Here is a 21,973-nt window from a genome sequence, read left to right as displayed (position 1 = left end):
CGGGGGTTCGACGAAAACGAGGGAGGGGCGACCGCGTTCTCCCTCAATGGACTTCACGGAGGAAAGTCCCCTTCTCTTCAAATGGGCTGAATCCCTTTCGTGTTGAAAGAAATCTGTTCGTATTGATTTATATTGTATTTTTATTGACAAAAGATGATCTCCCACACCAAACGTAGGCTGTGCCAGAGAGTGTGGGAGCGGCGGTCGAGACGCGGGCCCTAGGCCGTTGATCTCTGAGGAGTCCCGCGATTTAGGTGCCATGAAACCGGCCGTCAAGGGCCGAGTCACCACGCTCGATCGCGATCGAACGCGGAACGATAAGGACTGACTTCCTCCCCGCCCTAAAGGGCGAGGGTTCCCCTCATCGATTCGGGCTTACATCTCTCATTTGAGGGGCAGTCGAGAGGCTCAGAGAACCCCTCCCATTGAGATTGATTACCGCGATAACGTCACGATCGTTCTCATAACCACAAGACGAACAACGGAAATACCTATGAGCGACTCCTTCCATCTACCACACTTAGGACAAGAAACGGAAGAATAACTGGGATTAACGTATTCAACGATCATGCCACGCTTCCTAGCTTGCCAAGAAATCCAGTACTGCAAACGACGGTATTGCATTAAATACAGTTTATCACGAAACTCCCTCGGTAGCTTAGCTCTTGATGAGGTTCTTAAGACTCTCCAACTTAATAACATTAGCACCAATCGTCCTTGCAATTTCAACAACCCACTTCCCCACCTTCCTAGCGAAATCCTCCATAATACGCCTAGCCTTTTGATGGAAGGAGTGGATCCTATACAGTATCCTCCTATTCTCTCTCCACCTCCTTGAGTATTTCTTCTGCAAATTTTCAGCTAAAGACTTCCAATGGTGAACCTCTTCAATGCGAGTTGGAATCCTAACGTAGTGTTTGTCGTCCTTTCCTACGACTACCTCACCCACGTTAATATCAACTGCTATACTGGACTTTGGCACAGCACTCTCTTCCTCTCTTTCGAAAACAACCTTGAGGAAAGCATTATCGCCCTCAACCACTAACCTAGCCTCCCTCATCTTCCAACTCAAGTACTCCCTCAAGTTCCTAGGATAACCCAGAATTGGTAGTTCACCAACACTTGCTATCCTAACGGTCATTCTCTCGAAGTCCACGCTATAGCTCGCCTTCGGTGTTAACCAAAGAGTGGGCTTATATACCCTTGGAAAACGACCCCTTCTCGGATTATTATACCAACCCTCGTACGTCGCAAGGGCGTCCCTATAACAATCCTCAGCAACCTTTGAAGGTAGATCACATTCCTCCCTTAACCTCGTGTATAATTCCTCGTGGACTTTTCCTAACACTCCCTTCTCTTCTGGATTTTTCACGTTCTCCTTCAACCAAAACAGTGTGAAACGTAGTGCCTTTACGTAGTTGTTCACGAGGGCTAGGAGGGGTTCAGAGAGGGCGATCTTCATAGAAACAGTAGCTCTGATCGCTTTAACCCTCCTAGCCATTAAAAGAATTTCGAAAAAAGTATAAATATAAGGGGGCTATCCACCCCCGCCGTGAAAGGCGAGGCTTTTCGCCCCCTTAACCCCCAACTTTTGTAAGACAAACTTTCACCTAATCAGCACGGCCGAGGCCACCGCCACTATCGAGCTCACGGTCATAACCACGCCTAGCGAGATCCCCAGGGAGAAGGGGAGGGCCACCACTATGAGCGGGCCCAAGGAACCTCCCACCAGCCTCCCCACTAAGAGGTCGAAGTTGGTCCCAGTTGCCCTCACCTCTGCGGGATAGAGCTCCCCCATCCAAACCCCGTAGAAGGCGAAGAACGAGGAAGTGACGTAGGAGGCCAGGACGGCGTAAGTCTGAGGGTAAGACCAGAGAGGTGCGGGAGGGGAGAGAGCTGCGAGGGAGAACGCGATAGATGTGGCCACCGCAGCCGCCGCCAACACTATCGCCACCCTCCTCCTCCCCACAGATCGGACGCGTACCCTGCCAAGGCGTACGCCACTGTGGAGAGCAGCGCACCCACAACTATGGCCGAATAGTACCCGCGCTCGGTGGAGAGGATCGTTGGCGCCAAGGAGAACAGGGCGACGACTAGCAGAAGCGAGGATAGGGAGAGAGCTGACCCGACGACTGTGAGCCTCAAGAGCCCTCCCCTGAATATGGAGGTCAGGGGCACCCTCTTCGACCTCCGGTGAGTCGACTCTACACCAACCCAGAACGGAACCCCGAGGAGGCCGGCTAGCCCAGCGACGAGGAAGACTTCCCTCCACCCTCCAACTAGAGAGGCCGTGAGGGCGCCGAGGAGTACCCCCAAGTCGTAGGTCCCCTGTACGAGGCCCCCGTTGAGTCCCCTGAGGGAGGTGAAACTGGCCTCGGCCAGAATTACGTAGGATATCCCGTTCTCTCCGTTCACGCCGAACCCCACCAGGAACCAGAGGGCGTAGAGCTCAGGTAGGTCCCTCACCAAATACGTGAGGGTCGTGGCCACGGAGAAGAGTAGGATGGCGATCAGTAGAGCTCCTTTCCTGCTCCACCTGTCCGCTAGGACCCCGAACGCGAGTCCCCCAACGGCTCCTCCCACCCAGGACAAGGTGACCGCCAACGTGATCCCCTCTATCGTAGTGTGGAGGGCTGTGGCGAGGTCCCCTAGGACGAAGGTTATGGAGTAGAGGGCGTAGGCCGATAGGAGGAACGGTACAAGTACGAAGACCGCCCGAGCCGAACGCATTCGAGGGTTTACGTTAGCTAGGTAAAAAACTCCGCTCCGATTGAGGGGCCGAAATCCTCGAAAGGGACTTGGAGGCTCACTTCAAGGTCAGGGGACGGAGGTGTGCTCCGCATTCCTCGACTACAGGCAAAAGGTCGACGGGAAACTCGTCCTTCAACTCACCATTTAGCTCCAGGGAGTCCCACCACCTAGGGGGTGGGCGAGGGCCGAGTTTCTAGGTTCGATCGCGGAGGAACACGAAGATGAGAACGAAGGTGCGAGGAAGAACGGGAGACGAGTTAACGGACGATCGTAAGAAATATGTAGGAGGATACATATTTCCTCGCCGTTGCTCTTGGCTTTAGTGTCAAAGGAAGGGGAACTATGCGCGCCGTGGATGGCCGACTCGCTGGACGGGGAGGAGTGGAGGTTCAGGAGGATGGATAGACTCTCTCGACTTTCCCCTCACCTTCTCCTGGTCAGGAGGTGCGCGGCGGGAGAGCTCTTGGCCCTGAACAAGGTTTCCCACGTTGTGGACGTGGAACCCTCCCCTCCTCCCGACTTCCCCCCTCACGGGCTGCGCGGCAGGGTCATACAGGTGGGCTGGCCTGCCCCAGGGGGAGGGGTGGTGCTCTGGAGCGAGCCGCCAGTGGAGGGGCTAGGGGATCAGGTGAGGTCTTTCCTACCCCTGCCAGTGAGGGAGGGGTGGGCCGACGGAGCAGTGTTGGGAGAGGTGGCGGAACACGAGGTAGTTTCGGAGGTCCACAGGGCCTTGAAGAGAGGCGGAGAAGTGGTGGCGATGACCAGGCAACCCTCAGAGGGGGGGTTAGACCCAGTAGTGCTAACCTCCGCCCTCGCGTGGAGGTTCCAGGTGAGGAAGGTCGAGGTGGTCAGAAGGACGTGGATAGTGAGGGGGGTGAAACCCTAAATGGCCACGTGCAGGTAGGTCTGGGCCAAGAGGCCCACGACGTGGGTGGCCAGGGCGGCCCCCAGGGCCATCGCGCTCATCTCCGCACCCTTCCTGAGCGGGTTCACCTCGCTGACCACCCCTATAAGGGACCCCACCACCATCGTGGCCATCCCCGTGACGACGTAAGACGTTACGAGACCTACGAGCCCTCCCAACCCGAGGAGGAAAGCCAGCACGGGCACCATCGCTCCCACCACGTACGAGGCCGCTGTGACGCCGGCACTCCTGAGCGGATCTCCAGGGTCCTGAGGCGCCACCACATCCTCGGCCACGTCCCTCAATTCTCTAGAGGCCCTCGCCGCTTTGGCTGGGTCCAGGCCACGGTCGACGAGCTGTTGCTTCACCCTCTCCTGAAGGGCGTCCCTGTCTAGGACAGACTGCATCTCTGCCTTCCTCCTCTCCGCCTCCGCCGTTTCCCTCTCTGACTTCGTGGATAGATAGGCCCCGACTGACATGGACAGGGTGCCTGAGAGCCCCACTATGAGGCCTCCTAGGGCCACTAGCTGAGGGGCCGAGATGAACCCGGCCAGCCCAGACACCGCCGCCAACACCTCTATGAGGCCGTCGCTCACTCCGTAGACCGCGTCTCTCACGTTCTCGACCTTGAATTCTTCGGACGTGAGTAGCTCCTCGTGCACCACCTCGTCCTCCAGTATCCTCTTCAGGACATCCCTCTCCTCTTCCGTGAACCTCTGGTCCCTGAGGAGGCCGTAGTACTTCTCCATGTCCTCCTCCTCCCCCGCCTCCAGTATCTTCACCGTCACCGCTAGGCCGACCACTCTCCTCAGGACTGAGAGCGACCTCACCTTCAGTTCGTCCAAGAACCCGAGACCCTTCAACGCCACCCCCCTTGCCGCCGCCATCTGGGACCAGAGCTCGGCGTGGCCGGCCTCGGCCTCTGCTATCTCGTGGAGAAGTCTCCTCATTCTCTCGTTCCTCTCCCCACGGGAGAGGGTCCTGTAGGTCGCCTCCCCCAGCAGTTCGTCTCTGTAGTTCCTCCTGATCTCGTCGTCGAAGGACATGATACTTATTTAGAATTACTACTATTTAACTATTTCTCTAAGATACTGCGACGACGTGTGGCTCAGAGTGAGCTTTGGGGAACTCATCCGTCGTACTCTTCCCACTTCATCATCGCTCAGTCGTCCTTCTCCCAGTAGGCTTTCAGCCTCACCTTCCTGGGCTCGCCGTGGGCCTCTATGTCCGAGAACACGTCCCTGAGCTTCTCCTCTGTTGGGACTCCCCTCACTATCCACTGGTCGTTTATTATGAGTGCCGGCACACCTCGGATCCCCATTGCCCTCGCCTCCTCCTCGTCGGAGATCACGGCGAGCTTCGTCTTCTTGGCCCCCATGTCCTCCCTGAACCTCTCCACGTCGAAGTTCAGCGACTTGGCGATGGAGAGGAGGACCTCCTCGTCTGCCACGTTCTGCCCCTCCAAGAAGAAGGCGTCCTGGGCCCTGTCGAAGTACTCCCAGTAGCCCTCCGAACCCCTCTGAAACTCTGCCGCCTTACACGCCATAAGTGGGGGCATGGACCAGACGTAGCCCAGGTTCCCCTTGGATATCACTTTCCCCTCCTCGTAGTCTGGCATGAACCTTTTCAATATCGAGAACTCGCTCTTGAAGAACTCCCTCACGCTCTCCTCGTCCGGGGCGACGAACTTGAGGTCCTCTAGGGAAGATATTATGGAGAACGACTTGTGCACTACCTCCACCTTGAACTCGGGGACGACCCTCCTCAACCTCTTCGAAGTCACGTAGCAGAACGGGCATATCACGTCGTGGAAGAACGTTACCTTCAGCATATGTCAAACTTATTCTCCCTGGATTAAGTTTTTTCCGCGCTAGTTGGTGATCCTCTTCACGAACCTGCACCTCTGCAGTACAGTGAGCTTCGGGAGGGACTTGTTCCTGACCACTAACTCCTCCACCTGGACTATCGAGTTCACGTACTTCTCGAAGGTTTCCCTGTCCACGTCCTCGCCTAGAACTAGCCTCTTCACGCTCCTGAACACCACTTGCCTCCCCAGGGAGGCGAGCTCTTCCCTCGTGACCTCTATCTCCTCGACGTTAGATATCACGGTGAGCTCGCCCCTCCCCTCCTGGACTCCCTCGACGAATGCCCTACCTACCTCTTGAACTTTGTCGGCGGTGGAATCTAGGGCGTTGAGTAGGTTGCTCAGGGCATCGTTTATTACCTGTCCTACCGTTTTTCCCGTCTGCCTAGACAGGGCTAGGGCTCTGTCGTAGAGGTCCGGGTCTATCCCCCTGATCGTCTTGGGCCTGTTCTCGTCCGGACTTTCCTGTGACATAAGTAAGACATGTCAAACATGTATAAAAAGACTTTCGGTCATACCAAAGTTGCTTCCGGCGTTCAACTCTGGAATACTAGGAGAAAAGATTTAATTCCTTCTAGAGAAACTGCTATCAGGTAGTGCTGATGCTGACCCTCTCGAGTAGATCCGCGGCCCTAGTCCACTTGGCGGCCGTGGACGCTGGGGGTCGAAACTCCTCGCTAACGTCACTTCTCACGGGGGGAGACAGGGGGGCTACGAGGAGGACGACCTCAGGAGCAAGCTGAGGGAAATGGTGGAGGAACCCATAGTGGAGACTTTGGTGGACAGGATGAGGGTCAGGACAGTTAAAACCATACCACTCGGGCTGGTGAAGGATCCATCGAACGTGGTGAAGTTCGTCTCAGTGGGGGCGGAGGCCGTCATAGTGGCCCCTAGCTCCTCCCCCGTCGCATCGGCCTTGGCTGGACAGAAGTTCACTGTCCTGCTGAGCTCCAAGTTGAGGGATAGACTGATCGTGGCCTTGAGGTGACCCTCGAGCCTAAACGCCCCCTAAGTGTGGACTAGCTGCCAGTTGACCCTCACTCTAACCGACCTAGTGAGCGTGTCCTTGAGGGGGCACCTCCTTTCTGAGGCGTTAAGTACGTCGCTAACTCGGGGATCGGAGCTTCTCACCTTCACGAAGTACCTCACCTCGAGCACACCTGGAGGTACTGCCCCTCCGTTGAATCCTGCAGGGTCGAGGTCGCCCTCTATGTACCCATCCACCTCCTCCAGGTGGACCTCCATCTCCCTGGCCACGTAGAGGAGGGTTAGGAGGAGACAGGAGAGGGCCGCAGAGAGTAGCAACTCCTCTGGGGTGGGGTAGTCGGAACCTATGGTTCCCACCACTAGTTCGGAGTCCTTCACGTAGACCCTGACCTTCTCTTCCTCGAGTTTGGCCTCGGCCGCGAACGTTATCGTGGTCAACGGATCACCCCGAGGTCCACCAAAAGCGAGAGGCTCATGACTAGCTTCAACGTGACCGAGACCCTCTCCTCGTTAGTGAAGGCCCTCCCTACCTGCCTCTCCATCTCGTTGAGGACGTTCCCAACTACGGCACTGGCGAAAACGTCGGGAGGAGCCCTGGGGTGGAACAGGGACAACAACTCCCTGAGGACGGCGGAGGTCTCCTCGTCTAGGAGGATCACTCGATTTCCCACCACCGGGCAGGCTAAGCCGTTCAGCTCCAATACGTCAGCGACTACCTGTGGTCTCCAAGTCAGTAGCTTCTCCCTGACCTCCGGCCAGGACCTCGAGTCGAGGGGGCTAGGTGCACTCACCACCTCGAGCTCCCTTTCCCCTACCTTGAGCCTCCCCAGCACCTCCAGTTCGTCTAGAGAAACCATATTACCGTCCTCGTGGAAATTCAACTATGAACTGCCTCGAGATGTGCCTGAAACCCCGGGACAGCTGGAGTTACCTCGACCTCGAGGACTGCCTCAAGAGTTGTCGAGCTAAGTCACCTCCCTGACCTCGGGAGACTGAAGTAGCTTCTGGAAGGCGACCTGCACGTCGGCCTCCTCGAGTCCGAAGGCCTTGGGCGAGTACTTGCTGAAGGCGTCGGAGACGGCCTTGGAAACGTCCTTCACGTCCACTCCCCTCAGGGAGTCCTCTAGGGAGTCGAGGAAACCTTGGGGGGACATCACGAAGAAATCGCCAGAGATCGAAACCTCGTCCAGCTTACCGTCCACTATCCTAGCTGTCAGCCTGACGAGTTTCCTCCCCTTGTGGTCCACGTGGCACAGCACTGCAGCGGAAGATATCTTCACGCACCTCTCGGTCCTCAACGAGGGGTGTCTGTTGTCCCTATAGAAGGTCCAGCTCTCCGCCCGCTTATCCTCGGCGAGCCGGTTCCACTCCTCCACCTCCTCCAAGGTGAGGGGGGAGTCCTCGAATCTCACGCCCGCCTCCTCGAACGCCCTCTTCAACCTAGACACCAGGTCCTCCCTTGTGGGGAGATAGCCGAGCTCCCTCTCGAGGCTCGTAAGCCACTGGGACATGTCCTTAGCCATCTTGTCCCTGAACTTCTCGCTGGGAACCCTAATCGCCCCAGCGATCACGTCCAAGTCGAGCCTCATAAGGACGTTTCCCGCTACGACTACGGCGTTCCCGCGAGTCATGGCGCCGTTACCACTTATCTTCCTCCCGTTCACCACTATGTCCTGATCCCTCAGGGTGGCGTTGAGGCCGTAGGACCTGAGGGCCTCCACCACCGGCGCCAAGTAGCGTTGGTATAGCTTGGAGGGCGCCGCTGGGGCTTCTTCAGCGTTGACTACGACGAAGAAGTCCTGTTCCCCGTCCGTTATGACCACTGTCCCGCCGCCCAAGTCCCTACGAACCACGGTGAGACCCCTCCTCCTCACGAAGTCCATGTCCACCTCGAGCCAGATCTCCTGGTGAACTCCTACATTTACGAAGGGCTCCGAGGTCGTGAAGGTCAAGAACGTGTTTTTCCCTCCCTTGGAAACGTAGTCGGCCACGGCTACAAAGGAGGTGATCATGTGGGGACCGTCTTGAGGCGGGAGAGAGACGAATCTCCAGTTCACTACGTCACCCTCTTACACTGTATCTTCTCAGACTGTATGAGCCCCCTCACCTTGTCCACTGCGACAGAGGAGGTGTAGAGCTGCTTAAGCTCTTCCCTGTTCAACACCTTCAACTTGACTAGCCATCCCTTTCCGTAAGGGTCTTGGTTCACCAGCGACGGCGACTTCTCCACTTCCTCGTTGACCTCGACTATCTCGCCGCTAACTGGTGAAGGAACTGCACCGGCCCACTTCCCGCTCTCCATGGTAGCTACTGGTCTACCCCTGTCCACCTTCACTCCCTTCTTCTTCAGCCTCACCTTGACTAGCTTCCCCGCCATGGTCTGAGCGACGTCAGTTATGCCAACGGTCATGACGTCCCCTTCAAGTTTCCCCCACACCGTGTTCTTTCCCTCTATGTAGTAATAGAGGTCCTCGGGGACCTCGCAGTTGGACTCGACTACCATGTTCTCGGCCACCAGTTTAATTAAAAAGTAAAAAATCTTCTCTACAAGAACCTCCTGAGGACGGCCATGGGATCCGTGAGGTTAGCCGTGAGGAGCACCTCGCCTGGAGAGTGGCCGAAGGCGAACGCCAAGAGCTGCGTGAAGTACGCAAGGGGGGTCCTGAGCTCCTCCCCGTACTTCTTCGCTATCTTATCCATGTTGGTCTCTATGGCCACATGTCCCAGGGGACAGTCGGTCACCAAGAGCTCAGCGCCGTTCCTCCTCGCCTCCTTGAGTATCCTCGCTTCCAAATGCATCGCCACCTCCGCGTCGGAATAGACGTGAGGCCCTCCGCAACAGGTGGTCTTAGCCTCGAACTGCACAACCTCGGCCCCCACGGCCCTGAGCAGCTCGTCCATGAAGTAAGGCCTCTCTGGATCGTCCTTGAGGGGAGAGTAACCCGTCCCTAGGAACTGTTTGGGCCTAGCGTAGAGGCAGCCGTAGTAAGGGGCCACCCTCAGGCCAGTGAGGGGTCTCCTCACCCTCTTCTTCACTTCCTCCACTCCAGCTGCGTTGTATATGTATTCCACGGCATGTGCCATTGTCAGCTTACCCTCGTACGGAACCTCGTCCATCTTCTTGAGTTTCTCGTTAACCTTATCTGCCACCTTCCCGTACCTATTGACGTAGTAGTGGGCCCTTGAGAGGGAGTAGTGACAGCCGGGACAGGCAGACACAACCGTGTTGGCTCCCATGGACTGAGCTAGGGACAGGTTCCTAGCTGGAAGTAGGAGCCCGAGCATGGTGTTGACGTTCTTCACCTCCAACGCGCCGCAACAGTTGTAGTCCTCCACCTTCTCGTAGGGAACTCCCAGGTCCTCCGTTACCAGCCTCAAGGAGACGTCGTAGGACTTCCCGAGCCCATCGAGCGAGCAGCCTGGATACAGTACGGCCTTTCCGTACACGTTCTTCCCGTCGTCTCCACTCACTCCAGCCTCACCTCCTCCTTCATGGCCTCCTCGAGGACGCCCTTCACCTTCTCCCATTTCTTGACCCTGCTGGGCTTTATCAGGTCCTTCACCAGCCCAGATCTGAGCAACGTCCCTCCCATCTTGATCAGGTCCTTGACGCTGAGGGTGACGAACCCCGCCTTGGCCGAGGCTGCACCGAGCGTCAGCTCCGTTATCCTCCCGCCGTTCCTCATTACAGTTTCGAGGAACAGTTCGTCGAACTTAGTTCCAGGGTCCTTCTTCACTAGCCCGTGCCTGAGCAGGTTGTGATGTATGGCGTGCACCACCTCCTCCACCATCACCCCCTTAGGGCACCTGTGGGTGCACTTCTGGCACGATACGCACCTCCAGAGGCTGTCCTGGAGCTCCACTAGGGCCTGTCTGTCGCCCTTCCTTGCCAGATCGATGAACTTCCTCGGCCCGAATTGGGGATCGTACTCCCTCATCGTGCACCCGCTAGTGCAGGTGCCACACTGCCAGCAAGCGCTTATGGTAACACCCTCCAATGTGGACGCGACCTCGTCCCAGATGCTCTGATCGTAACCGGTCTGGGTCCTCTCCACTATGAAAGTGTTCCAAGTCCCGTCTACTTCGACGCCGTCTATGAAGGCCTTGTCCTTGGATATGAGGCCCTTTATTATGGGCTTCTCCAATTCAGGGATTGGCACTGACTCTCACCCTCAGGAAGTCCTTGAGGCCCATCACCATCGCTGTGGTACCTAGGTGGGTGGGGAGGAGCCCGGCGACCTTCTTGTCTATGGCGAGGAGAGTGGTGTAGTCCAAGTATCGCACGTAGGAGTACACCGTGAAGACCGCGGTGGGAACGAAGTCCCCAGTCTGGAGTCCGAAGGTATCTAGCACTTGACGGAGCTCCCCTAACACCTCTGCTGGATCCTGACCTGGCTTGACGCCATCCCTGAGGACATACGTCAGTGCACCTGTTCCCCTCTCAGGGTTCCATATCCACCTAGTCCACAGGGGAAACCTTTGGGGGGCAACGAAGTGCAGCACCTCCCTGGAGAAGTCCACTGCATCTTCCTTTCTAGAGAAGGAGAGACAAGAGGAAGCCTTAGCGGCCTCACTGAGGGACTCGGAGCTCCTCAGCCGGTCTAGACACTCCCTGAACTGATGGAGACTGTCCTCGGTTAGGGACCTAGAGTACTTCCTTGTGTAGAAGACTGAGTTCAGTGCCCTTCTCCCCTCCTCTAGGGAGGTAAGCCTCGTGGTCCTGAGGAAGCTTCCCTTCAGCTCAGCCGCGTCCAGTATCGCCCTCAAGGAATCCCTAGGGTCCCTGGAACTGTTGCGCGGGTCCCTCCCCACCATGGCCTTGTAGATCTCCGTTACACTCTCGACGTTTAGGTACCTAATGCTGGGCCACCTCCACCTTGACTGGGGTCTCCCACAACCCGCTCGTCACGTACTGGAAGGTCTTCATGGCTGCGGCCTGCCCCTCCATGATCGAGTCGGATATAGTCTTCGGCCCAGTTAAGGCGCCCGCCAAGAACACTCCCTTCCTTGTGGACACTACCGGCATGGAGTCTGGGTCCGCAGGCTTCACGAAGCCGTGCTCCTCCACCTCCAGACCCAATACCTTGGCCACCTGTTTGGAACCTAGCCCAAGCTCCATCCCGTTGGCCAAGATCACCATGTCGTAAGGTACTACCAGCGCCCTGTTGAGGTTCATTGTGTCTTCGCCCTTTATGACAACGGTGTCGTTGGGTCCCCTCATGAACTCAGATATCCTCCCCCTTATGTAGCCGACCCTGTAGTCGAGCTGAGACCTCCAGTATAACTTGTCCTCCATGAGTCCGTACGTCCTTATGTCCATGTAGTAGATGTGTACCACGGCGTCGGGTATCCTCTGCTTTATCTCCATGGCCTGCTTGATGGATACTGCGCAGCATACCCTCGAACAGTAGGTGTTCCCCACCGTAGCGTCCCTCGAACCGACGCAGAGGAGAATTGCTATCCTCTTGGGAACCTTCCCTGTGGAGGTCACTAAGTTGTTCTCGGAGAGCATCTTCTCAATGTCCGATATTTGGTAGATGTTGGGAATTATGCCGTAGCCGTACTCGTACTTCCTTCTGGAGTCGAAGTGTTCGAAACCTGAGGCCGCGATCACGGCGTCCACCTTCTCCGTGGACGATCTACCACCCTTCTCCGACACCTTCACTTCGAAGCCAGACTCAGATTGGTTCGCTGCCTCCACTATGCTGTTGAGCCTCACCTTGACGTTACCGTTCTCGGTCGCGGACTTTACGAGCGGATCTATGACTTGGGAGGCCGGTCTAAGCTCTGGGAAGAGTAGGCTGTAGTGCAACTTCTTCGGGGTTCCTCCCAGTTGTGGGTCCTTCTCCACCAGCAAAACCTCGATCCCCATGCTGGCGAGCTCCTTCGTGGCGCTTAGTCCAGCAGGGCCTCCTCCTACAACCAACACCTTCTTCAACTGGATCCCTCCTGCTTTCCTCCCTTAAGCCACTTCACCCTGTCTGGAAGGGCCAGGTAGTAGTCTATCTTCCTGTGCGGCCTATAGAGGTAATTGGGATCCGCCTTCCCTTCCTTGAGATCTTGCAGGTATTGGTTGAACTTCTCCTTGTACTCGTCTACCGGAACTCCCACCTTCCTGAGGAAGCCCTCCACGTCCGTGGCGTGCCAATGGATCTGTCCTATAGTGTAGGGATCTGCACCCATGGCCAAGGCGACGAACTGGGCGTCGGCGAGAACGGGGAGGTTGTAGTTGAGGCCGTGAGCCTTCCCGGCCCACTGGCTCTTGTCCAAGGTCGTCACACACCCCGTGTCGGAGGTCACGAAGACGTCCGCATGGCCTTCCTCGACGGCTGGAATAACCTTCTTGAAGAGCGCGAAGGACCTCGTGAACTCCCTCTCGGTGAGGATGTGCCTGAACCCGAAACCGCAACAGTCCCACCAGGTGGAGTAATCTACTATCTTGGCACCCATGTTTATCACAGTGCCAGTGGGCGCCGCTGGCCTCCTCCCTTGGAAGACTGAGGGGTCGTATATCGTATCGTCAGGAACTAGCTTATACACGTGACAAGGGGTGTGAACAGCGGCCTTGATTGAGGAGAGATCGTACTTCCTCTGTCTCGCGGCTTCCTTACTCTTCACGAACATCCACTCGCTGTAGTGGACTATCTCCTCTGGTACTACTATGTCCATGTCGAGCTTCCTCATTATGGGCCTGAGCTTCTCCCTGACTTCCTTGTGAAGGACGAGCATGTTCCTTATCTCCTTGTAGTGGCCGAAGGACGTGCCGCAGTGGATCAAGGGGAAGTAGTCTATCTCGTAGCTCCTCCAGAAGTTCCTAGCGAAAACCCCTGCTAGGGCGACTGGATTCGAGGCGCCCGAGGCGTGATAGTTCCACCCTGTGCACGAGGTCTGGTGTGGCTCGTCAACGTAGTCGGTCTCCAACTTGTTCATTATCCAAAACACGGAGGTAGGATAGCCCGGGATGTGACCGCACTGCCCACAGGACTTATGGTGCCAGAGCTTGGTAGTAGGTATCTTCTTGGGCTCGCCGTTTATGGTCTGGTACTCCGTTGGTTGGTTGTAGGGCCTTATGTGGTGGACAATTAATTCCCCCCTGTCCTCCAGGCGGTGCAGCTCCTCCTTCACATGCTGGACTCCGTGGGGGGTACTGTACCTGTATATGACCCTCTGGTACACCTCCTCCCAGTTCACCTGATCCGAGTACGGGAAGGCATCCTTGAGCTCCTCTTCTATTTTCCTCTCCTGGGACATCATGTTACCATTACGAGGATACTTAGCGGCAGTAGCATTTAAAAATTTTTATGAATAAATTCCCGTCAACTCATAAAACCTCTCACAACTCGCGAGGATATTGGAAGTTTCACAAATTTTTAGTTAAAGATCTAGCCAACTATCGGGAAGCTCGTCCTCGTTGAGTTCTCCCCTCTCGTACTTCTCCTTTATCTCCCTGAGCTGCTGGCTCCTCTCGTCGTATATGTCCATTATCATGTCGTAGAGGTCCTGGTCCACGTTCCTTATGGAGTCTAGGACGCCTGATTCTATCATTATTGTCATGAGCTCCACTGCAGTCTGAAGGGAGGCGTGCCAACCTATGTCAGACCTCTGGAGGAGGTCTACAGGGACGGCCTTCCTGTAGAGGTCCATGTTCTTGGCCTCCTCTACCGCCTGTGGCCCCCAGTCAGGGAAGGTCTCTGGCTGTATCATGTTTGGGGTAACCTGGTTTCCCGTGGTCATGACTACGTAAAGGATCCTCCTATAGGGGGCCAGTATCTCCTTGGCCGACTTGAGGCCCATCTTGACGGCGTATTCCCGGAGCACCATTATGAGCCCGGCGATCTCGTTGTTGAAGGGACACCTCATGGAACAGGAGTAGCACTGAACGCAGGCCCACACCTTCTTGTTGACGAACTCGTATATCTTATCGGCCTCGTCCCTCATCATGTACTGTATCATTTCCCTAGGTCCGAAGTCGTAGAACTTGGCCGCTGGACATGCTGAAGTGCAGACGCCGCAGTTCAGGCATCCCCTCAGGTACTCGTCGAACCTGAAGTCGGACTTCACCTCCCTCCAATACTTTAGGGCGACCTCTCTCTCCTCTGGGGGGAGAGAATCGAGGTTCCTGCGCTCCTCCTCCACCGCTCCCTGTTCCTCGTAGGACATGTCCAAGAACCTAGGATCGTCGGTGAGCGGGGGGAGCCTCAGTTGAACCAAACCACCACCTGGCCATACTTCGAGCTAGGCTTATATAAATTTTATTATAAAAAAGAATTTTTCCGTGGGCTCACTTGAGTTTCCTCACGAGGATCCTCACCGCCTCCCCCTGCTGCTGGACCTCGAGGACTTGGTTCCCAGTCCTCCTGGCCCACGCCTCTATGTCGGGTTTGGCGGCGGGGTCTGTGGCCAAGATCTCTAGGACGTCTCCCACGTTGAGTTGTTTCATGGCCTTAGCGGTCTCCATTACTGGCCCAGGGCAGTACATCCCCCTGGCGTCTAGGGTCTTGGTCACCCTGAACGACTGGGACGTAACTGCTCACCTCAGATGAACAGTGTTTCCCCTCCCTGGGCCCTATCTAGGAAGGTGGCAACGCCTACTACGTCGTCCACGAAGTCAGCTAGGTCTTCCCTGTTTATGTTGAAGAACCCCATGCTTGTAGAGCAAGCGAACACCTTGACCTCTCCCACTTCCTTAGCTTCCCTGAGTAGCTGTTGCCAAGACGGGTACTTCATCTCCACCATCCTCTGAGCCATCATCTGCCCGAACTCCTGGTAGTTGACGTCGACTTTAGGCCCCTGCTGGGGACCCGCAGACTGGAGAGACTTCTTGGTTATGGCCTGTAGGCCCCAAAACGTGAAGAACAAGTTAACCTCGTAGCCCGACGAAGCCGCTCCTGAAGCGAGTATTCCAACTGGCATCAACCTATCCATCGTTCCAGAGAACACTATGATCGAGAGCTTCTTCTTCTCTTCTTTGGGGGTTTGAGATACCCCGACGTCAGTTTTCTGAGTCATGGTAGAATGGACTACTAAAACGAAAATTTAAACTCTTTGCTAATAACTTACATTTATTTCCTTTGAAGACATGTGGTAATGTAAGTTTTATTTAAGAGATAGGTGAGTTCTGCTTTGGAAATGGACAGAAGAAGAGTTAAGTCGCTGCGACTTCCTCCCTAAGGGTTCGCCTCTGGTTCATCGGCTGGGGTGTCTACTCGTGGCGTGACTGCATCAGCTTTTACACCCCCTACTTACAGTTCCCTCGAGGGCATCTTTCGAAGGAGATCTCTGGTTGATCACTCACAGATCAGGCGTAGGGAAGTTAATAGTGGTTTAGGTTTTTAGACTCTCAATGGAAGGGCGAGACTCTTTTCCCTTCGGAAACGCAACGCAATTAAAGCTCTATTACTGAAGTTGCTAGTGGCCTGGACCCTTAATTCCCTGAAGCTGGAGTACACTAAGTCGATGGAGGAAGGGAGTTTGCCCTTCCTAGAGTGTGGAAAGTGTGGTCACAGATTCTACTACCCTCGGGTGACGTGCCCATCTTGCGGAAGTTCGGTACTAGAGATCCGCAGGAGCTCGGGGAGAGGAAAGGTGTTCTCTTACACGTGGTTTAGAACCAAGGACGGTAGAGATTACGTGTACGCAGTGGTGGAGATGGAGGAGGGATTCAGGGTCTATGGAAACGTGGAAGGCAAGGTGGACTTCGACTCACCAGTGTCGGCGGAGTTCAGGAAGGTCGGGGACGGAGTAGTTCCAATCTTCGTCTCCCTAAATGGCGAGGGGTAGTTTTTAAAACGAACGTAGGGACAAGCACGCACTCCGTGCACGGCTTATGAAGAGGACGACAGCTGGATGGATGTGGATGACGTTTCCCCTTAACGTGGCCTTGGGACCCCTCTCCACCCTGGTGACGTTGGAAGTCCTCGGACTCGGGGGGAACGCCATTGACGTGGCCTACGTTATAACATTGGGTAACTTCGCTACAATCCCAGCGGCCCTTGTCTGGGGGATGGCTGCGGACAGGTTCGACAGAAGGAAGATCGTCCTTCTCAGTTACGGGGCTACCGCTGCGTCGCTAGTGACGTTCCCCTTCGTGAACTCCATACCAGCCCTTGCCGCCCTCTACGGCACAATAACGTTCGTGACGGTAGCACCCAACACCCCTTTCAACTTGCTCGTAATGGAAACTCACGAGAAGCCCAAGTGGGCGGCTGGATTCTCGAAGTTATCTATGCTTTCCTCTCTGGGAGTCCTTACAGGTCTCCTGGTCTCGTCGGTGGGGGTACTGTACTTGAGGGTACCCTACATAGTCCAAGGGCTGGGGGCCGTGGTGTTGGGGTCCACGGTAGCGGGTTTCAGACTACTGCCAAGGCCGCAAGTCAGGTTAGAGAGAGTGGCCCTAGTGCACCACAAAGAGTCCTTCCTGACCAGACTCAAGATGTTCCCTCTCTTCTTTCTGCACTTACCAGACCCTAGTCACTTCAAGATGTTCAGGCTTTCCAGACTGAGGACCAAACCGATTAACTTCGTTCCACTTCTCTACATAGCTATATTCCTTTTCTACTTATCTAGTGGACTCTTCAACACTGTTTACCCCGTTTCCCTGTACCAGAGGGGACTGAGCAAAGCTGAGGTCCTGGCCGTGGTTACGGTGGGGATGACGGTGCAAAGTCTCAGCTTCGCTAGAACAGGCTGGGCGGTGGAGAGGTTGGGGGAACAGAAGGCCGCTTCCCTCTCCCTAATATTGAGAGGTGCCTCCTATGTCGGATTGGCAATGGTGACAATGGCAGCAGCTGGACTTCCCGTCCTAATAGCCGGGGTGACACTCTATCCCCTCGCCGCGGGTGTAGCGTTCGCGATCTACTACGCCTCATCCAACACGTTGGTATTCAAGGTAGTGGGCGAAAGAAGTCACGGGAGAGGACTAGGAGTCTACAGCACCATGACAGGCTCGGCGCTGTTCGTGGGATCCCTCGCCTCGGGCTATCTATCCCACTACGTAGGTTTCTACGCCGACTTCGGTCTAGCGGGCGCCCTCCTCTGGATAGCCGCCTACCTCTTCCACTACTTAGAGGAGGGGTGATCGCTAACATTGTTAGTCACCATAGGATCGAAAATCAAGATAGAGGGATATTTCAATTATCGTCCAACTGGAAGGGCAAGGCTTTCAGTTTTCGTGGCCCTAGTCCGAGAACGATCTAAGGGGTCGACGTCGCTAAAACGACAGGATAACTGGGTGAGGAGTAGTATGATTCCTCGAGGCCCCTTTCAGTAGGAGAAATCTACGGCGATTTTTATAACCACAACAACAGTAGGTAGCTTAGATTAGTTATGGAGGAGTTACCTGCAACTGCGGTCGGAATGGCCCTGAAGGACGCGGTAGTTCTCGCCGCAGAGAGGAGGTTGAGTTACGGGGGTTACGTAATAAGCAAGGCAGCCAAGAAGGTCAATAAGTTGGGACGCTTCGGGATAGCGGGAGTAGGACTGTTCGGGGACCTCCAAGCCCTCGAGAGGATAATGGAGGTCGAAATGAAGTACTACGAACTCTACAATGGTTCATCTATCTCAGTGAAGGCGGCTGCAAAGCTCCTCTCAACTCTCCTTTACCAGTACAAGTACACACCTTTCATCTCCGAGACTATCTTCGGCGGAGTCGACGCCCACGGCCCGCAATTATTTATATTGGATCCGTTAGGCTCACTGATAGAGGACAACTTCGCCGCAGTGGGTTCTGGAGCCAAGGTCGCAATAGGCGTCTTGGAGACGGAGTTCAGAAAGGAGATGTCGATAGAGGAGGGAAAGAACTTAGCGTTGAAGAGCGTTAAGGCCTCTATAGAAAGGGACGTCCTATCGGGAGACGGTGTCGACGTCCTTGTAATAAGTAACGCAGGTGTGCAGGAATCGTTTTTCCGCTGAAAAAGTGTAGTTGATCTTCGTGTTTTCGAGTCTCCCCTGTGACAGTCAAGCGGAGGGCCTCACACATAGGTAGACGTGATCCATCATAGAGAACTTGCCTGAGGATATCAGACCATCGTCCGTAGTGAATCTGACTATTAGACCGTATAGAGAGAGGAGGGTGACCCTTTTGCCGTTGTTCTCTTTTTCTGAGAAGAGGTAGCCGTGTGCGCAGAAGTCTTCTGCACTGAAGTCTGGCCTACTCTTAGAAAGTTCGACCACGACCTTCGACCCCTCGCGGAAGAGGTCGAACTCCCTGAGAACGTCCAACTCTACTGTAGTTCCTTGGCTCTCAACTCTGGCTATCCACGCACCAGGTATCTGTCCTGGTTTCTTGTCCACTACTGCCCCACTCAGCTTCAACGAGCCCTGTTGTGAGACACTCAACTTATCTCGACGAGCTTATTTAAGCGACGCATTATAACTTTTTCCCGGTTGAGTAGTCGTGAGTTCGGCGAGGAGAATCGTAACTGACCTCAACGCGCTAGTCGACAAGCAGGTCACAGTGAAACTCGTCTCGGGCAGGAGCTACACAGGCGTCCTGAGCTCGTTCGACTCTGGGTCCCTGATGCTGAGTCTGACGGAGGCGAGGGACGATCAGAACAACTACTACAGTAGGGTGATAATCAACGGTACCGTAGTTTCGGAGGTCCTAGTCAAGTCTTCTCCCACCTTCGATGTGAGAGAGTTCGCTGACATGCTTGAGAAGAATCTCTCCCTCAGACCAGGGGATATCAAGGTGTACGAGGGGGCCCAGGTGGTCACGGTCATGGATAAGATAAAGGTATCTGAAGCTGGAGTGGAGGGAAACGGACCCCTAGCTCAGAGGATAAGCGACGTTTTCAAGGACTACATGAACAAGAAACAGGGAGGAAGTCAAGGTTCGCGGAAATGATAGGTGACTTCGAAGCAATTGAAGAGGACCTAGCGGGGAGAGTAGGTAGGCTGGACACCGCGCATGGGAGACTCCTCACCCCGGCCTTCTTTCCAGTAGTGAACCCGTTCAGGAGAGAACTCGGGGTTACCGACATAAGTAGGGTAGGGTTCTCCAACCTCATAACTAACAGCTACTTCCTCATGAAGCGCGGAGTGAAGCAGAAGGTGCACGAATTCTTGAACTTCGACGGCGTAGTGATGACTGATTCTGGCGCTTACCAAGTACTTCAGTACGGTGGCATAGAAGCCACGAATAGAGAAGTGGTGGAGTACGAACTCCAGATATCACCAGACATAGCGGTCTTTCTGGACCTTCCAACCGGAGATACCTCAGATAGACACGAGGCCATACGTTCAGTGGAGGAGACTAACAGGAGAGCAGAAGAGATCAGGGGACTAATCGCCAACTCAACCGCGATCTGGGCCCACCCAATACAGGGAGGTACTTTCCTCGACCTAGTGAGGACCTCTGCGTTGGCAGCGGACTCCAAGGAGGAGTTCAAAATGTTAGCCCTTGGGAGCCCGACGCCATTGATGGAGGGGTACGACTACAGGACCCTGGTGAGGATGGTGGTCGCGGCCAAGACCTCTGTGAGTAGGGGGAAGCCGTTTCACCTCTTCGGGGGAGGTGTACCACACCTAATTCCGTTGGCGGTCGCGTTGGGTGTAGACAGCTTCGACTCCGCATCTTACGTCCTCTACGCTAGGGACGGAAGGTACATGACCCGGGAGAGGGTATACAGAGTGGAGGACCTCCGAGAGCTTCCCTGCTCGTGTCCAATATGTTCCTCCCACACTGCAAAGGAGTTGATGGAGTCGGAGGAGAGGAGCAGACTCCTCGCTCTCCACAACCTCTACAAGATAAGGGAGGAGGTCGCGGAGACTAGGGTTGCGGTGCAAGAGGGTAGGCTCTTTGAGTACGTTCAACAGAAGGTCATGTCCCACCCAGCTCTATACTCAGCGTTCAGGGAGTTTAGGAACCTAGTGGACTACCTCGAGAGGTACGATCCTAGAACTAAGGGAGAGCCGCGGGGCTTGTTTTTGTTCAACGGGGACTCGTTGTTTCGTCCCGAGGTGGTGAGACATAAGAGGAGGATGGACGAGTGGAAGACTGAGGGGGAAGTTACATTGGTTTGCTACAACCTATTGAGCAGGCCGTTCGTGAGAAGCTTGGGAGTGGACAACACGTACGTTATTACTCCCTTTTTCGGTATTGTCCCTGCCAACGCGTCGGAGGCCTACCCCCTCTCTCAATTCGAGGAACCTGGGGATCTCGACCCAGAGGTTTTAGAGGACATGAGGAACTCCCTAAAGGAGTTCTTGAGGAGAAACAGACCAATTAAGGTAAGTGTGAAGTGCGATCCTCCCTTGAGGGAACTTCTACATGTAGACTCTGTCTCCGCTCCTGAACTTTGAGAGCTCGTTCTGCATCAGCTCCATCTGCCTCCGCAACTCCTCTTGTATCTTCCTGGCGTCTTCGTACAACTGATTAACGTCGACGCTTATACCGATCACCTTCTTGAGCACCTCTATGGCGACTGCCGCCGCTTGGGGATCCGCCCTATCCCTGTCGGCGAAGGGCAGTATCACGGTGGCCGGAACGTCCATTATCTCCGCGTAGACCGTGAGTAGGGCCAGTGGTCCCACCATTAATAACTGCTTCTCGATGTTGGGAAAGTCTAACTTCACTGTGCTCTTGCTCGTACTGAGCCATCTAACGTCGGTCTGATCGTTCTTGTACCTCTTGTCGAGCCCCCCAATTAGGAACACTTCCTTGGGAGATATCCTCTTGAGCCACTTCGTCACCGCTAAGGCGAACGGGCTCCACTCCCTCTCGAAGGGGAGGAGGTGGTTGAGGAGTACTATGACCTGATCTTGATCGTCGTAGAATATCTCGTAAGGCGTGGCCAGGCCGTAGTCGTCTAGGAATGCGACGTCCCTTTGATACTTGGTAACTACGAACCCGATACGTTTCATCCTCTTCGCGGTGACCAAATACCTGGCCGCTAGGTAGCCAGTTTCCCCTAACGTCCTGAAGCCAGTTATGAAGTACTTGCCTTCTAGTTGTGACTCTTCCGCGTCCTTAAGGATCACTCTGACGCTCATCGTGCGTATCCTCTCCTCACAGATAGTGCCACTCCCCTTTTATAAGATCTCACTTCCTCTCCAGACACGTTCATTCTTCCTACCGCCAACAACTTGCCAGTCTCGCTTACGGCCACTGCCTCGTCTCCTCCTCTGAGCGATCTGTCGACCTCCACAACGTGCCTGCAGAACACGTCCCTTCCCTCCGCAATGAACTTCGCTACGTCCTCCCTTACTACGACTCTCAGCTTAGGCCAAGGTAGGGACGCCGCCAACAATTCCCCAGAGAGGGGAGTTAAGGAAAATAGGTTGTCCTGAGCCCTCAGAACCAAGAGCAATTTTCCATTCAAGTAGACATTCCTAATCCTCTCGGTTGAGGGTGACCTCCACACAGTGGACTCGTGGAGGGCCTTGGATAGCACTTCAGCGACTTCCTCCCCGAACTGGTAGCGTAGGACGTCGACGAGGTAGCGTAGATCCTCACTCCTCAACTTGAG

27 protein-coding genes and 1 pseudogene are annotated in these 21,973 nt (G+C 55.2%); 7 read left to right on the top strand and 21 right to left on the bottom strand.

Translation table 11 applies throughout. From position 1 onward, the window contains the following. Positions 1–361: 361 nt before the first annotated feature. The 3 genes and pseudogenes from HS1genome_RS02050 to HS1genome_RS02040 form a co-directional block, all read right to left on the bottom strand. Positions 362–1,501, bottom strand: a pseudogene (locus tag HS1genome_RS02050) (RNA-guided endonuclease TnpB family protein). A 105-nt stretch (positions 1,502–1,606) separates the two neighbouring features. Continuing rightward, complete coding sequence (locus HS1genome_RS02045) at positions 1,607–1,954, bottom strand: hypothetical protein (RefSeq protein WP_126449299.1); 348 nt, start codon at positions 1,952–1,954, stop codon at positions 1,607–1,609. Continuing rightward, positions 1,945–2,730 carry an MFS transporter gene (locus HS1genome_RS02040; protein WP_126449298.1) on the bottom strand — a complete coding sequence of 262 codons (786 nt, stop codon included), beginning with the start codon at positions 2,728–2,730 and terminating at the stop codon, positions 1,945–1,947. The genes HS1genome_RS02045 and HS1genome_RS02040 overlap by 10 nt, the downstream gene beginning before the upstream one ends. Positions 2,731–3,073: 343 nt before the next feature. Between HS1genome_RS02040 and HS1genome_RS02035 the strand changes: the two genes are divergently transcribed. Beyond that, positions 3,074–3,637, top strand: coding sequence for a hypothetical protein (locus tag HS1genome_RS02035; protein WP_126449297.1), 564 nt, complete (start codon positions 3,074–3,076; stop codon positions 3,635–3,637). Here the strand turns inward: HS1genome_RS02035 and HS1genome_RS02030 are convergent. The 3 genes from HS1genome_RS02030 to HS1genome_RS02020 all read right to left on the bottom strand — a co-directional run bounded on the left by HS1genome_RS02030 (position 3,634) and on the right by HS1genome_RS02020 (position 5,993). Next, positions 3,634–4,701: a VIT1/CCC1 transporter family protein gene (locus tag HS1genome_RS02030; RefSeq protein ID WP_126449296.1), complete on the bottom strand. Its 1,068-nt coding sequence runs from the start codon at positions 4,699–4,701 to the stop codon at positions 3,634–3,636. The two genes, HS1genome_RS02035 and HS1genome_RS02030, sit on opposite strands and share 4 nt — an antisense overlap. A gap of 116 nt (positions 4,702–4,817) precedes the next feature. Beyond that, complete coding sequence (locus HS1genome_RS02025) at positions 4,818–5,486, bottom strand: DsbA family oxidoreductase (protein ID WP_126449295.1); 669 nt, start codon at positions 5,484–5,486, stop codon at positions 4,818–4,820. A gap of 39 nt (positions 5,487–5,525) precedes the next feature. Further along, positions 5,526–5,993, bottom strand: coding sequence for a hypothetical protein (locus tag HS1genome_RS02020; RefSeq protein ID WP_126449294.1), 468 nt, complete (start codon positions 5,991–5,993; stop codon positions 5,526–5,528). Positions 5,994–6,267: 274 nt separating this feature from the next. Between HS1genome_RS02020 and HS1genome_RS02015 the strand changes: the two genes are divergently transcribed. Then, complete coding sequence (locus tag HS1genome_RS02015; RefSeq protein WP_126449293.1) at positions 6,268–6,507, top strand: hypothetical protein; 240 nt, start codon at positions 6,268–6,270, stop codon at positions 6,505–6,507. Between the two features lie 20 nt (positions 6,508–6,527). Here the strand turns inward: HS1genome_RS02015 and HS1genome_RS02010 are convergent, their stop codons facing one another. The 12 genes from HS1genome_RS02010 to HS1genome_RS01955 form a co-directional block, all read right to left on the bottom strand. Further along, positions 6,528–6,944, bottom strand: coding sequence for an OsmC family protein (locus tag HS1genome_RS02010; RefSeq protein WP_126449292.1), 417 nt, complete (start codon positions 6,942–6,944; stop codon positions 6,528–6,530). Continuing rightward, positions 6,941–7,363, bottom strand: coding sequence for a hypothetical protein (locus tag HS1genome_RS02005; protein ID WP_126449291.1), 423 nt, complete (start codon positions 7,361–7,363; stop codon positions 6,941–6,943). Before HS1genome_RS02005 ends, HS1genome_RS02010 begins: the two co-directional genes overlap by 4 nt. Positions 7,364–7,471: 108 nt before the next feature. Next, on the bottom strand, positions 7,472–8,563 hold the full coding sequence (locus tag HS1genome_RS02000) for a lipoate--protein ligase family protein (RefSeq protein ID WP_126449290.1): 1,092 nt from the start codon (positions 8,561–8,563) through the stop codon (positions 7,472–7,474). Continuing rightward, complete coding sequence (gcvH, locus tag HS1genome_RS01995) at positions 8,563–9,009, bottom strand: glycine cleavage system protein GcvH (protein ID WP_126449289.1); 447 nt, start codon at positions 9,007–9,009, stop codon at positions 8,563–8,565. The genes HS1genome_RS02000 and gcvH overlap by 1 nt, the downstream gene beginning before the upstream one ends. A gap of 41 nt (positions 9,010–9,050) precedes the next feature. Next, positions 9,051–9,977, bottom strand: coding sequence for a CoB--CoM heterodisulfide reductase iron-sulfur subunit B family protein (locus tag HS1genome_RS01990; RefSeq protein ID WP_229768135.1), 927 nt, complete (start codon positions 9,975–9,977; stop codon positions 9,051–9,053). Beyond that, entirely contained in the window at positions 9,974–10,666 is a 693-nt protein-coding gene (locus tag HS1genome_RS01985) for a 4Fe-4S dicluster domain-containing protein (protein WP_126449287.1), read from the bottom strand. The genes HS1genome_RS01990 and HS1genome_RS01985 overlap by 4 nt, the downstream gene beginning before the upstream one ends. Next, positions 10,653–11,321, bottom strand: a complete 669-nt coding sequence (locus HS1genome_RS01980; protein ID WP_126449286.1) for a hypothetical protein — start codon at positions 11,319–11,321, stop codon at positions 10,653–10,655. The genes HS1genome_RS01985 and HS1genome_RS01980 overlap by 14 nt, the downstream gene beginning before the upstream one ends. A gap of 40 nt (positions 11,322–11,361) precedes the next feature. Then, positions 11,362–12,450 carry a CoB--CoM heterodisulfide reductase iron-sulfur subunit A family protein gene (locus HS1genome_RS01975; RefSeq protein ID WP_126449285.1) on the bottom strand — a complete coding sequence of 363 codons (1,089 nt, stop codon included), beginning with the start codon at positions 12,448–12,450 and terminating at the stop codon, positions 11,362–11,364. Next, the gene (locus HS1genome_RS01970) at positions 12,441–13,760 is read right to left on the bottom strand and encodes a CoB--CoM heterodisulfide reductase iron-sulfur subunit B family protein (RefSeq protein ID WP_126449284.1); all 1,320 of its coding nucleotides are present in this window, start codon (positions 13,758–13,760) and stop codon (positions 12,441–12,443) included. The genes HS1genome_RS01975 and HS1genome_RS01970 overlap by 10 nt, the downstream gene beginning before the upstream one ends. Before the next feature lie 120 nt (positions 13,761–13,880). Then, positions 13,881–14,666: a 4Fe-4S dicluster domain-containing protein gene (locus HS1genome_RS01965; protein ID WP_126451270.1), complete on the bottom strand. Its 786-nt coding sequence runs from the start codon at positions 14,664–14,666 to the stop codon at positions 13,881–13,883. Positions 14,667–14,787: 121 nt separating this feature from the next. After that, a complete protein-coding gene (locus HS1genome_RS01960) occupies positions 14,788–15,012 on the bottom strand; it encodes a sulfurtransferase TusA family protein (RefSeq protein WP_268243605.1) in 225 nt (74 codons plus the stop codon). A gap of 29 nt (positions 15,013–15,041) precedes the next feature. Then, entirely contained in the window at positions 15,042–15,515 is a 474-nt protein-coding gene (locus tag HS1genome_RS01955) for a DsrE/DsrF/DrsH-like family protein (RefSeq protein WP_126449283.1), read from the bottom strand. 402 nt (positions 15,516–15,917) lie between these two features. Between HS1genome_RS01955 and HS1genome_RS01950 the strand changes: the two genes are divergently transcribed. From HS1genome_RS01950 to psmB, 3 genes are all read left to right on the top strand, one after another. Beyond that, positions 15,918–16,286, top strand: coding sequence for a Zn-ribbon domain-containing OB-fold protein (locus tag HS1genome_RS01950; RefSeq protein ID WP_229768134.1), 369 nt, complete (start codon positions 15,918–15,920; stop codon positions 16,284–16,286). A 46-nt stretch (positions 16,287–16,332) separates the two neighbouring features. Next, complete coding sequence (locus HS1genome_RS01945) at positions 16,333–17,583, top strand: MFS transporter (protein WP_126449282.1); 1,251 nt, start codon at positions 16,333–16,335, stop codon at positions 17,581–17,583. A 248-nt stretch (positions 17,584–17,831) separates the two neighbouring features. Continuing rightward, complete coding sequence (psmB, locus tag HS1genome_RS01940) at positions 17,832–18,416, top strand: archaeal proteasome endopeptidase complex subunit beta (RefSeq protein ID WP_126449281.1); 585 nt, start codon at positions 17,832–17,834, stop codon at positions 18,414–18,416. Positions 18,417–18,461: 45 nt separating this feature from the next. Here the strand turns inward: psmB and HS1genome_RS01935 are convergent, their stop codons facing one another. Continuing rightward, positions 18,462–18,842, bottom strand: coding sequence for a DNA-directed RNA polymerase subunit G (locus tag HS1genome_RS01935; RefSeq protein WP_126449280.1), 381 nt, complete (start codon positions 18,840–18,842; stop codon positions 18,462–18,464). A gap of 58 nt (positions 18,843–18,900) precedes the next feature. Between HS1genome_RS01935 and HS1genome_RS01930 the strand changes: the two genes are divergently transcribed. Continuing rightward, on the top strand, positions 18,901–19,350 hold the full coding sequence (locus tag HS1genome_RS01930; protein ID WP_126449279.1) for an Lsm family RNA-binding protein: 450 nt from the start codon (positions 18,901–18,903) through the stop codon (positions 19,348–19,350). After that, positions 19,347–20,807, top strand: coding sequence for a tRNA guanosine(15) transglycosylase TgtA (gene tgtA, locus HS1genome_RS01925; protein ID WP_126449278.1), 1,461 nt, complete (start codon positions 19,347–19,349; stop codon positions 20,805–20,807). The genes HS1genome_RS01930 and tgtA overlap by 4 nt, the downstream gene beginning before the upstream one ends. On the opposite strand, the gene HS1genome_RS01920 is transcribed toward tgtA, so the two are convergent. Together HS1genome_RS01920 and HS1genome_RS01915 are read right to left on the bottom strand one after the other, a co-directional pair. Next, entirely contained in the window at positions 20,772–21,497 is a 726-nt protein-coding gene (locus HS1genome_RS01920; RefSeq protein ID WP_126449277.1) for a proteasome assembly chaperone family protein, read from the bottom strand. The genes tgtA and HS1genome_RS01920 overlap by 36 nt on opposite strands. Next, complete coding sequence (locus HS1genome_RS01915) at positions 21,494–21,967, bottom strand: PUA domain-containing protein (RefSeq protein ID WP_126449276.1); 474 nt, start codon at positions 21,965–21,967, stop codon at positions 21,494–21,496. The genes HS1genome_RS01920 and HS1genome_RS01915 overlap by 4 nt, the downstream gene beginning before the upstream one ends. Positions 21,968–21,973 lie beyond the last annotated feature (6 nt).

The organism is Sulfodiicoccus acidiphilus (assembly GCF_003967175.1).
GTDB lineage: Archaea > Thermoproteota > Thermoprotei_A > Sulfolobales > Sulfolobaceae > Sulfodiicoccus > Sulfodiicoccus acidiphilus.
The sequence above is the reverse complement of the archived record's forward strand: the minus strand, read 5'-3'. Positions and strand labels throughout refer to the sequence as shown.